The following is a 10,909-nucleotide window of genomic DNA, read 5'->3' as shown; positions in this document are numbered from 1 at the left end:
CGCGGCCGCGACAGGCGGCGCGCCCGCACGGGGGAGCGGCGAGAGCGGCGGGGGCGACCGGCGATCCGAGACCGCCCGGGCCGCCGGCCGCGCCGCCGCCGGCGAGGCCGACCGGTTCGCGGAGTCGCCGCTGGGGGAGGCGGCGCTCCCGCGGCTCGGCGGGTTCGAGACGGTGCTCCTCGTCCCCGACGCCGACGGCGGTCCGTTCCCCTCGCGGGTCCCCGACGGGGTCGGCGCGTTCGCCGCCGGCTTCGAGACGGCGCCGGAGAACCTCCCCGGGCTGGAGGGGACGGCGGAGAACGCCTACGTGATACGGCCGGCCGACGACGCGTCCTCGGACGCGCTCGACGGCGAGGCGGTCGAGCGGCTCGTTCGGACGGTCGACCCCGCCGAACCGGTCGAGACCGACATCTCGCGGACCGACGGGCTGGTCCTCGTCGACGCCGTCGTCGAGGCGCCGCCGGAGCTGGACGGCGAGGCGGCGCCCGACGCGCGGGTGCGCTCGCGGTTCGACCGCGAGGCCGGCACGGTGACCTTCGAGCACCGCGAGGGCGACGCGGTGCCCGCCGACGAGCTCGAGGTGTGGCACGACGGCGAGGAGGTGAGCGACGCGGTCCTCGACGGCGAGGCGTTCGAGGCGGGCGACGAGATCGCCGTTGACACCGGGATGATCGGGACGGTCACGCTCCGGTGGTTCGACGCGGACGCGGACGCCTACTACACGTACGCCCGCGAGCGGGTCGACCGCGAGGCGTTCTCCATCGAGTACGACATGGACGCCGAGACGCTGGAGCTGACCTACGACGGCGAGCGCTCGGCCGACCCGAGCAAGCTTCGGCTGGTCCACCGCGGCGAGGACGGCGTTCGGACGGTCGGAGAGTCCTTTACCGACGCCGCGCTCGACCCGGGCGACGCCGTCACCGTCGAGGGTGTGTCGGTGGGCGACGACGTGCGGTTGGAGTTCGACGTGGAGACCCCGCCCGGCGTCAGGGGCGGCTCGCTCGCCCACCACCACGCGTCCCCGCCGCACGTCTGGGTCCGCTCGCGTCCCGAGGAGGGGACGGTCGTCCGGTACGGCGGCGACGACGACCGCCCCGCCGACGCGTTCGTGACCCTGCTCGACGGGGAACCGACCGACGCGCAGTTCGCCGACGAGCACGACACGCTGTCTGACGGCGACGAGTTGGTCCTCGGCGAGCTCCCGCTCGGGAGCACGGTCTCGGTCGAGTGGCGCGAGCCGAACGACCCGGTCGTCGTCGCCGAGCGGGAAGTCGTCCCGAACACGCGCGCCGCGATGGAGTACGACCCGGAGAACGGCACGGTCGAGGTGCGTCATCGCCGCGGGCGGGCGCTGCCCGCCTCGGACTTGGAGCTGCAGATCGGCCGGGAGCCGACCGACGCACAGCCAGCCGACGAGCTCGACGAGTTCGGCCCCGACGACGCCTTCACCGCTGAGGTCCCGCCGCTCTCGCGGGTGCGGCTCGTGTGGGTCGCCGGGGAGCGCGACCACCACATCGGCGGGACGACCACGGCCCGCGACGCGATGGCCGCGAGCTACGACGCCGAGGGGGAGGCGATGACGGTCGAGTACGTCGGCGAGCGACCGGTCGATCCCGGGCGGCTGCGGCTCTCGGTTGGCGGCCGTGGCGGGCCGCGGGACCGCGAACGCGGGTCGCGGTTCGCGGCCGAGTACGACGAGCTGACGGCGGGCGACGCGGTGACGGTCGAGGGCGTGGGCCTCGACGATACCGTGGTCGTCAGCGTCCACACGGAGTTCGAGAGCGGCTCGGCGACGAGTTCGGTGGCGCACTTCTCGGCGTCGCCCCACCGGGGGTTCGCCGTCGAGACCGGCGAGGACGGAACGGAGACGGTCCTCCGGTACGTCGACGAGGTCCGTCGCGACCCGGAGGCGTTCCGCGTCCTTGTCGACGGCGAGCCCGCCGACGCGCAGCCGGGCGACGAGGCGGACCGCCTCACGGGCGGCGAGACGCTCTCGCTCGGGGATCTGTCCGCCGGGACGACGATCGCCGTGGAGTGGACCGGCGGCGGCGAGACCCGGACCGTCACCGAGCACTCGCTCCCGCCGCAGGCGGCGTTCGAGGTGACCTACGAGCCGGCCGACGAGGGGGAGGGCGGGACGGTGACGTTCGCCCACACCGGCGGCGACGCCCTGGACGCCGCGCGCGTCGACGTGGTCGTCGAACCCGAGACCGACGGACTGCGGCCGTGGGACAACGACGCCGACGAGGTGACGGCCGGCGACGAGACGACCGTCGCCGTCGAGTCGGAGCCGCAGCTGGCCCTCGTCGTCTTCGACGAGCGCGAGTCGATCCACCGGAAGCGGTTCGACCGGGAGGCGTAGCTCCGTCCGCGTCGCGACGCCGGCCGGCCTCCGGGCCGTCGGAAGCGCCGGAACGGGGCCGTCGGCTCTCGTCCCGCCGATTCGTTCCGCCGCCTTCAGTACGCTTTTGAGGCGAGCGCCCCATCGATCCGGCGTATGGACGGAACCTTCGATCACGTGATGATCCGCGTCGAGGACTTAGAGGAGAGCCTCGACTGGTACCAGACCCACCTGAACTACGAGGAGAAGGGCCGCTGGGAGGCCGACACCTTCACCAACGTCTACCTCGGCCCCGAGGAGATGCACGAGGACGGCGCGACCCTGGAGCTCACCTACAACCACGGCGACCACACCTACGAGATCGGCGACGCGTGGGGCCACGTCGCGGTGCGCGTCCCGGAGGACGCGCTGCAGGAGTCGTACGATCAGCTCATGGCGGAGGGCGTCGACGACTACCGCGACCCCGAGTCCTGCGGGAACCGGTACGCGTTCGTGAAGGACCCGGACGGCCACGAGATCGAGATCGTCAAGCGCGACTACGGCGCGACGTGGAGCATCGACCACACGATGATCCGCGTCGAGGACGCCGACGAGGCGCTCGGCTACTGGACCCGCAAGTTCGAGCACGCCGAGGCGCGCGGGCGGTGGGAGGCCGACACCTTCGCGAACTACTTCATGGCCCCCGAGGACGCCCCGAAGGAGGCGATGAAGCTGGAGATCACCTACAACTACGACGGCCGCGAGTACACGATGGGCGACGGCTGGGGCCACCTCTGCGTCCGCGTCGACGACCTCGACGAGGCGTGGGACACGCTGATGACCCGCGAGGCGCCGGACTACCGCGATCCGGCGTCCTGCGACCACGACTACGCGTTCACGAGGGACCAAGACGGCCACGAGATCGAACTGCTCGTCCGAGAGTAGATCGGGTCGGTTCGTCGGTTCCTCGTCGGTTCCTCGTCGGTTCCTCGTCGGTTCCTCGTCGGTTCCGGACGGTGACTCGGGTGTGATAAGTGATCGAGCGGTGTTGCTGTCGGCTGTTTGTCTGTTGTCGATGACTCTGCGGTGAACACCGCCAAAGCCCCAGCCGCTCGGCAGTACGTGATCGATGACTCTGCGGTGAACACCGCCAAAGCCCCAGCCGCTCGGCAGTACGTGATCGATGACTCTGCGGTGAACACCTCCAAAGCCCCAGCCGCGAGGACTCGGTGCGGTCGCTGCGGTCCTCAGTCTCTCACGGTGCTCGCTCCTTGCGGTCCTTGCGTCCCGCGCCTTCGTCCTCGCGACTGCCCCTTTGAGTCCCACCCACCGCACAGCACCGCAGCCTCACACCTCCCCAACCTCGCGGCTCACGGCTCGCGGCTTCGCCGCTCGCGTTCGCCGCGTCCCTCGCGCGTGCTGACTCGCGCCCACGGGGCGCTCGCAGGCACGCGCCACCGCTGTCGGTTTATAAGTATTCGACACCGTTGCTCAGCACCGATCGCCGGTGCGGTTCGCAACAGTCGGCGGTTTCGTCACTCGCCCGCCGGCTCTACGCCGGTCACCTCGAACCGGGCGCCCCCGTCGCGCCCCTCCGTGACCCGGACCGACCAGTCGTGTGCCGTCGCCACTTGCTCGACGATACGGAGACCGAAGCCGGTCCCCTCCTGTGAGGTCGAGTAGCCGGCGTCGAACACCTGATCGCGGTCAGCCTCCGGGATTCCCGGCCCGTCGTCCGCGACGAAGAATCCGACTTCGTCGCTCGTCTCGCCTCCCGCTCCGTCGTCGTCGGTGTTTGCCCCACCGCCGAGCGCCCCGACGGCGATCGCCACGTCGTCGCCGTGCTCGACCGCGTCGCCGGGCTCCGCCCGGCTGCCCGTGGAACCGTGTTCCACGCTGTTCCGCATCAGGTTCTCGACGAGCTGTCTGAGCCGGCTCTCGTCGGCTCGGAGCCACAGGTCCTCCTCGACGGTCAGCGTCGCGTCCGCGGTCTCGACGGTCTGCCAGCAGGACTCGACGACCGCGGAGAGCCGGACCGGCTGCGTCTCGCTCACCCGCTCGCCCTCGCGGGCGAGCGTCAGCAGGTCGGCGATCAGCGTGTCCATCCGCTCGTGGGCGCTCGCGACCGCGTCGAGGTGCTCGCTGTCGCACTCGTCGCGGGCGAGTCGCACGCGCCCCTGCGCCACGTTCAACGGGTTCCGGAGGTCGTGGGAGACGACGCTGGCGAACTCCGCCAGCCGGTCGTTCTGGCGCTCCAGCTCCGCGCTCCGCTCGTGGAGGCGGTTGGTCCGCGCCGCCGCGTTGAACGCCGTCTCGGCCGCGGTGGCGAGTATCCGCGCGAGATGCTCGTCGGTCCCGTCGAAGACGCCGGGCTCCGTCTCGCCGACGGAGATGGTCCCGTGGTCCCCGACGGGGAGGATCATCAGGCTCCGAAGCCCGGTCCCGGCGTCGACCGCGCCCGCCGTCTCGATGTCGTCGTACACCCGGGGCTCGCCCGCCGCGAACGCCTCCCAGTTGAGGCTCCCGCCGTCGGGGGTGAACACCGCGCGGGGCGGGAGCACCTCTTCGACCGCGTCCGAGAGCGCGATCGGCACCAGCCCGCCGGCGTCCTCGTCGTACAGGCGAACGGTGGCCACGGAAAACCCGAGCACCCCCTCGGCGGCCGCGACGACGCGTTCGGCGATCTCCTCGCAGGAGTCGGCCCGTATCAGCTCCCGCGTCGCGTCGTGGAGCCGCTCCAGGCTGGTTTCGCGTGCGACGCGGTCGAGCGCGGCCTCCAGGTGGTTCGCGAGGATCTCCGCGATGAGCACGTCGGTCTCGGTGAAGGCGCCCGAGGTCGACGAGGAGATGACGAACAGCCCGTGGTCGCCGATCGGGTGGAGGACGATGCTCTCGGCCGGGGTCTCCTCGTCGAGGCGGTCGAACGCCGACAGATCGCCGATGTCGAGCGGGTCGTCGCCCCGGTACGCCTCCCACGCGAGGGCCGCGCGCGTCCCGGGCGACGCGTCCCGGTCGTAGGAGGGCTGTTCGTCGAAGAGCGTCGGCACCGACTCGGCGAGCGCGACGGGTTCGAGCGCGTCGCCCGCCTCGTTCACCAGGTGGATTCCGCTCAGCCCCGCGCCGACAATCGCGTCCGCGGCGTCGACGGCCAGCTGCGTCGTCTCCTCGACCGTCCGGGCGTAGTTGAGGTCCCGGGTCCACTCGCGGAGCCGCGACAGCTTCTCCTCGCGCCGCTTCCGGTCCGAGACGTCGCGGCTGTTGATCACGTACCCGCCCGCGGCGTACTCGTCGAGACGGTCGCTACCGACCGATTCGAGCCATCGGTACTCGCCGTCCGCCCGACGGAACCGGAACTCCACCGCGTCGACCGCGGCGGGGTCGCCGTCGAACGAGCGACCGAACGCCCCGACGACGGCGTCCCGGTCCTCCGGGTGGACGTACTCGAAGGCGTGCTCGCCGATCAGGTCGGCGGGCTCGTAGCCGAGCACCCGCTCACACGAGGGGCTCACGTACCGAAACCGCCCCGCATCGTCGAGGACGGAGACGATGTCGCTGGAGTGCTCGACGAACGCTCGGTGTCGCTCGCGCTCCGTCACGTCTCGGAGGATGCCGACGAACCGCCGCTCGCCGTCCTCCTCGAACTCCCCGAAGGAGATCGACAGGGCGATCTCGCGGCCGTCACGGCGTACCCCCGGGAACTCGACGGCCGACCAGTCCATCGAGCGCTCCCCGGTCGCACAGTACCGCTCGACGGCATCGCAGTGCGCCTCCCGTTTCCGCTCCGGCATCAGCGTCGCCAGCGGCTCGCCCTCCAGCTCCGCGGGCGCGTAGCCGAACAGCCGCTCGACCGCCGGGTTCGCGAACCGAATCCGGCTGTCCGCGTCGATGGTGACGATGGCGTCCATCGAGTGGTCGGTGATCGCCCGCAGGTGGGCCTGCGTCCGGTCGGCCTCGCGCTCGATCCGGCACTTCTCCACCGCGTCGACGACGCGATTCGCCAGGATCTCGTACTGCTCGGTGCCGCCGCCCTTCTGGAGGTAATCCGTCACACCCGCGGAGATCGCCTCGCTGGCGACCGACTCCGACCCCTTCCCGGTGTAGAGAATGAAGGGGACCTCGGGGTCGCGCTCGCGGACCGCCTCCAAGAATTCGATCCCGTTCGCCCCCGGCATGTCGTGGTCGGAGACGATACAGTCGATCTCGGCGTCGGAGCCGTCGAGGCGTTCGAGCCCCTCGGCGGCGTTCGAGGCGGTCTCGACCGTGATCCGTGAATCCTCGCGTTCGAGGAACGACGCGGTGACATCCGCGAGATCCGGGTCGTCCTCGACGTGGAGCACGCGGATGCGGTCGCCCATGGACCGGGGTACTCGTGACGCCGGCATAACCGTTTGGACCGCCGACGCTCGGAGCAACCGTTGGACCGCCGCCGACGCTCGGAGGGGGATAGCACCGGTCAGCGGTCGCCGGTCTCGTCGTCGGTCGCCGCGGCCTCGACGCGGTCCGCCGTCGACTCCAGCGCGTCCGCCAGCGTCCGCGCCTGCGCGGGCGAGAGGTCGACCTCGTCGGCGTGGGCGGCGAGGTCGTCGATCGCCGTCCCGTCCAGTTCGACTTCCAGCGTGACGTGCTCGGGGTCCTCGCGGGGCGCGGTGACGTTCACGACGCCCGGCGCGTCGGCCTCGAACTCGTGCCCGCGAGCGCGGCCGTCGACCAAGTCCAGCGTCGTGTAGGCGTTCACGCGGAGCAGTCGATCCGTCATCGAGCCACCTCCGGGTCCGTCGACCGCATCGTCAGTCGTCCGCCGGCGTCGGCGGCGCGTCCTCCATCCCGTCGTCCTCGGCGTACGGGTACCACGTGCGCTTCGTGTTGTGCATCATCGGGTCCTCGTAGTCGGTCTCCTCGGGCTCGACGAACGCGTCCAGTTCGTCGTCGTCGTCGTGGCGGGCGACGAACGCGCGGAACGACTCGCCCTCGTCGCGCTCGGCGGCGAAGCTCTCGATCAGGTTCGCGATCGCGCCCGGCACCTCGTCGACGGGCACGCGCTGGGTGACCCACCGGGCGAACTGCGGGTTCTCGCCGAGCCCGCCGCCGAGGCCGACATCGAGCGCCTCGACCGGGTCCCCGTCCTTGCGGGTCTTCATCCCGCGCAGGCTCACGTCGGCGATCTGCGGCTGCGCGCACGAGGCCGTACATCCGGAGAGGTGGATATGGAACTCGTCGACATCGGCGGGGAGGTCGACGTTAGCCTTCAGCCAGCGGGCGAACCTGACCTGCCGGTTCTTCGTCTCGACGATCGACAGCGAGCAGAACTCCGTGCCGGTACACGCGACCGAGCCGCGCATGAACGGCGAGGGGTCGGGCGAGTAATGGTCGAGCAGCGACTCGTCGCGGAACTCGTCGAGCGCCGCGTCCGGCACGTCGGTGACGATGACGTTCTGACGCTGCGAGAGCCGGACCTCGCCGGAGCCGTACTCCTCGGCGAGGTCGGCGAGGTCGAGCACGTCGGCCGCGCCCATCCGCCCGACGAGCACGTTCAGTCCGACGAAGTTCTTCCCGTCCTTCTGGTCGTGGACGCCGATCAGGTCGTTGCGCTCGCCCTCGCCCGCGTTGTAGGTGTACTCCTCGCGCACGTCGCGGCCGGCGGATTCGAGCTCGAAGTCGACGTACTCCTCCTGCAAGGTCTCGCGGACCTCCTCTGCGCCCCACTCGTCGACGAGGAACTTCACCCGCGCGTTGTACCGGTCCTCGCGGTCGCCGTAGTCGCGGAACAGCGCGGAGAGCCCGCCGGCCACGTCCGGCACCCGCTCCGGCGGCACCCAGACGTCGATGTCGCGGGCGAACCGCGGCTCGTTGCGCGCGAGCCCGCCGCCGACTCTGACGTTGAAGCCGACGATGTCTTCGCTCCCGTCGGCATCGCCGTCATCGTCTCCGCCGTTGCCTCCGCCGACGGCCTTGTACGCGGGCTCGAAGGCGAGGTCGTTGATGTCGCCCTGCCCGGAGCCGTCGGCGGAGCCGGTCACGGACACCTTCCACTTCCGGGGGAGGTTCGAGTGGTCGTCGTTCCCCTTGAACCGCTCGTTGAGATCGCGGATCACCGGCCACGCGTCGATCACCTCCTGTCCGTCCTTGCCTGCGACCGGATTTCCGACGATGTTCCGCCACGAGTCCCCGCAGGCCTGCTGGGTCGAGAGCCCGTTTTCCTCCAGCTTCTCGAAGATCGCCGGCACGTCCGACAGCTCGATCCAGTGGAGCTGGATCGACTGTCGGGTGGTGAAGTCGGCGTACGCGTCGCCGAAGATCGGGTTTACCCCGGGGCCGCGGGCGTACTCGTCGGCGATCTCGCCGACGGTCCGGAGCTGTCCCGGTTCGAGCACGCCGTTCGGGGTCCCGATCCGCATCATGAAGTACCCCTCCTGTCCGTTCCGCTGGTGGTACAGGCCCCACCATTTGAAGCGCTCGAACCACGCGTCGCGCTCGTCGTCCGGGATCGAGTCGAACCCCTCCTCGGCGAACTCGAACAAGCGGTCGCGGATCTCGTTGCCGTACACCTCCGATTTCCAGTTTTCGACGTCCGTTGGCATCGATCCGGTCTACACCCGACGCCCACATAGGCGACGGCGTCGAGTCAACGTTCCCCGGTGCCCCACCGATGTGGCACGTGTTGCCGCTTTCCTCAGCGCCGCACGCGGCGGACCGCGGAACGGTCGAGTTCGACGAACTCACCCCCGCGTACCCGCCCGACGGGGAGCCAGCCGGTGTTCCCCGTCGCCCCGCACGCGATACACTGCCCGTAGACCCGAACCTCCACGGTCGAGCCGTCGACGCCGACCGACTGGAAGTTCTCGACGACCAGATCGGTGAGCGCGCACTCACACAGATCCGGCGCGTCGAGCCGCCACAGTTCGCTGACACGCACTTCCCGGCTGTCGTTGACGGAGATCCACGCCCCGTCGTCGAGGACGCGCAAACGAGTGGTCACACCACCAATTCGCCCGCGACGACCCAATGGGTGACGGTGGTCGCAATCGGCGACCGTTTCGGTGACGCTCCGTGCGCGAGAAATCGGCGGACTGCATCGAGGTACCGGATGAAATTAGCCTCCGAACTACCGGACATGAAATCCGGTATCCGTGAGTGGTGGTTCGATTTACATGTGTGCCGATACTTATGGCTCGTGCGCGCTTACGTCGATGTGATGACCGATTCGGCTCCCGACTCTACCGGCGATCGACCCGCCAGCCCGGGCGACGACGGCGAGTACCGACAACACGCATCCGCGGACGTGGCGCCCGAGCTCTTCGACGGTACCCCGGAGGGACGATGACCGAGCAAGCCGATCCCAAAACGGCCGACGACGAACGAGAAGAGACCGAGGTCGACGGTCGAGGGGACGACGCCGACGCCGAAGCGGATTCCGAACCCGACGACGGCACGAGCCACCTCGACGACATCGAGGACGGCGCCGGCTGTACGGAGATCTGGGAGCGGCTCTCGGAGCGACGGGACGCAGAGTAAGATTCCCAATCGCGTACCACCCAATTTCAAAAATTAGACACAGGATTGGGATACAAAAATTAAATACCTCATACATTCTATCCGATCAAAATGGTAGCGCTGTCGCGTAGTCAATATAGCAAAAAGAGGCTTCTACCAGTGATGAAGCAGGTAGACCAGTGGATATGCTGGGCAGAATCTCATAAAGGGGAGGCTATTCCGGTAGATCCGAATGAGTACAGAAAGGCATTACATCGATACAGGCCCTCAGACTATGCTAACCAAAATCTGTGGTTGCAATATGATGAAGCGATAGAATTCGCAAATAACAGAGAAGCAATCGATGGAATTGGATTTGTGACTATTGGAAAAGATATCTCATATATTGACTTCGACAATTGTGTGAATCCAGACACATGTGAAATTGATCCAGAAATATATTCAATAATAAATAGAATTGACTCCTATATCGAATTATCTGGGAGCAAGAGAGGACTTCATGTGTTCTGTAGGGGAAATTCACCGTCATATGGTTGGACACCTGAGTCACAAGATTATGACATAAGCGTATTTGATGGAAGTTGGGTTGCAGTAACAGAGTCTCATTTGGAGGGCTACCCAAGAAGTGTTCAGGGAAAACCGTCTGATTTGGATAGAATTTGTGAGAGGTTTAATATAGACACTCACGGAGGTTGGTAATCAGATGGTGGCTCTGTTCTCCTCAAGTTCTTTCTCTACAGAGTCGCTTAGTTTGTCATGATCAAGTCGGTTATACCAGAAATTAGTGGTTCTTGGAGACGACCGCTTAATGGTCCTTCTTTCATCGATCAGACGTTCAAATTTCTCCGACATCTCTGAAGAATCGTATGTATTAGCGAGTTTTAGGTTGTGGAAGTCTTTAAAATCTTCAGATAAGTCATGGTACTCATCTGCTGCGTTGTAATGCTGTTCTGATTGCTGTGTTGAATAGATGCTGAGTCACGGTTACAGCGGTTCACACACCGATTCGATGTTGATGATGGCGAACATCAGAACGATTTCACGGAACTGTCGATACCAGCCGAGCGCTCGCACGGCGTCGCCGAGCGAGCGCTTCGT

Annotated in this window: 8 protein-coding genes and 1 pseudogene; 4 read left to right on the top strand and 5 right to left on the bottom strand. The window is 67.6% G+C overall.

Features of this window, described 5'->3' with window-relative positions; translation table 11 throughout:
* On the top strand, positions 1-2,362 hold a 2,362-nt coding region (locus ESO89_RS17680), incomplete at its 5' end, for a hypothetical protein (protein WP_128906724.1).
* 135 nt (positions 2,363-2,497) lie between these two features.
* Positions 2,498-3,265 (top strand): VOC family protein, encoded by a 768-nt coding sequence (locus ESO89_RS17675; RefSeq protein ID WP_128906723.1) that lies wholly within the window; start codon positions 2,498-2,500, stop codon positions 3,263-3,265.
* Positions 3,266-3,855: 590 nt separating this feature from the next.
* Here the strand turns inward: ESO89_RS17675 and ESO89_RS17665 are convergent.
* The 4 genes from ESO89_RS17665 to ESO89_RS17650 form a co-directional block, all read right to left on the bottom strand.
* On the bottom strand, positions 3,856-6,675 hold the full coding sequence (locus ESO89_RS17665; protein ID WP_128906721.1) for a hybrid sensor histidine kinase/response regulator: 2,820 nt from the start codon (positions 6,673-6,675) through the stop codon (positions 3,856-3,858).
* Positions 6,676-6,773: 98 nt separating this feature from the next.
* On the bottom strand, positions 6,774-7,076 hold the full coding sequence (locus ESO89_RS17660; protein ID WP_128906720.1) for a DUF6360 family protein: 303 nt from the start codon (positions 7,074-7,076) through the stop codon (positions 6,774-6,776).
* 31 nt (positions 7,077-7,107) lie between these two features.
* A complete protein-coding gene (locus tag ESO89_RS17655; protein WP_128906719.1) occupies positions 7,108-8,898 on the bottom strand; it encodes a nitrite/sulfite reductase in 1,791 nt (596 codons plus the stop codon).
* A gap of 92 nt (positions 8,899-8,990) precedes the next feature.
* The gene (locus ESO89_RS17650) at positions 8,991-9,296 is read right to left on the bottom strand and encodes a hypothetical protein (protein WP_206731794.1); all 306 of its coding nucleotides are present in this window, start codon (positions 9,294-9,296) and stop codon (positions 8,991-8,993) included.
* Between the two features lie 341 nt (positions 9,297-9,637).
* On the opposite strand from ESO89_RS17650, the gene ESO89_RS17645 reads away from it, so the two are divergent.
* The gene (locus tag ESO89_RS17645) at positions 9,638-9,832 is read left to right on the top strand and encodes a hypothetical protein (protein WP_128906718.1); all 195 of its coding nucleotides are present in this window, start codon (positions 9,638-9,640) and stop codon (positions 9,830-9,832) included.
* A 141-nt stretch (positions 9,833-9,973) separates the two neighbouring features.
* Positions 9,974-10,510, top strand: coding sequence for a hypothetical protein (locus ESO89_RS17640; RefSeq protein ID WP_128906717.1), 537 nt, complete (start codon positions 9,974-9,976; stop codon positions 10,508-10,510).
* Positions 10,511-10,795: 285 nt separating this feature from the next.
* Here the strand turns inward: ESO89_RS17640 and ESO89_RS17635 are convergent.
* Positions 10,796-10,909, bottom strand: a pseudogene (locus tag ESO89_RS17635) (IS5/IS1182 family transposase); the annotation flags it as partial.

The organism is Halorubrum amylolyticum, from assembly GCF_004114995.1.
GTDB lineage: Archaea > Halobacteriota > Halobacteria > Halobacteriales > Haloferacaceae > Halorubrum > Halorubrum amylolyticum.
The sequence above is the reverse complement of the archived record's forward strand: the minus strand, read 5'-3'. Positions and strand labels throughout refer to the sequence as shown.

Coding starts and splice junctions, on each gene's coding strand:
- ESO89_RS17675 (WP_128906723.1), top strand. CDS start 2,498: ATGGACGGAACCTTCGATCACGTGATGATCCGCGTCGAGGACTTAGAG.
- ESO89_RS17665 (WP_128906721.1), bottom strand. CDS start 6,675: ATGGGCGACCGCATCCGCGTGCTCCACGTCGAGGACGACCCGGATCTC.
- ESO89_RS17660 (WP_128906720.1), bottom strand. CDS start 7,076: ATGACGGATCGACTGCTCCGCGTGAACGCCTACACGACGCTGGACTTG.
- ESO89_RS17655 (WP_128906719.1), bottom strand. CDS start 8,898: ATGCCAACGGACGTCGAAAACTGGAAATCGGAGGTGTACGGCAACGAG.
- ESO89_RS17645 (WP_128906718.1), top strand. CDS start 9,638: ATGACCGAGCAAGCCGATCCCAAAACGGCCGACGACGAACGAGAAGAG.
- ESO89_RS17640 (WP_128906717.1), top strand. CDS start 9,974: ATGAAGCAGGTAGACCAGTGGATATGCTGGGCAGAATCTCATAAAGGG.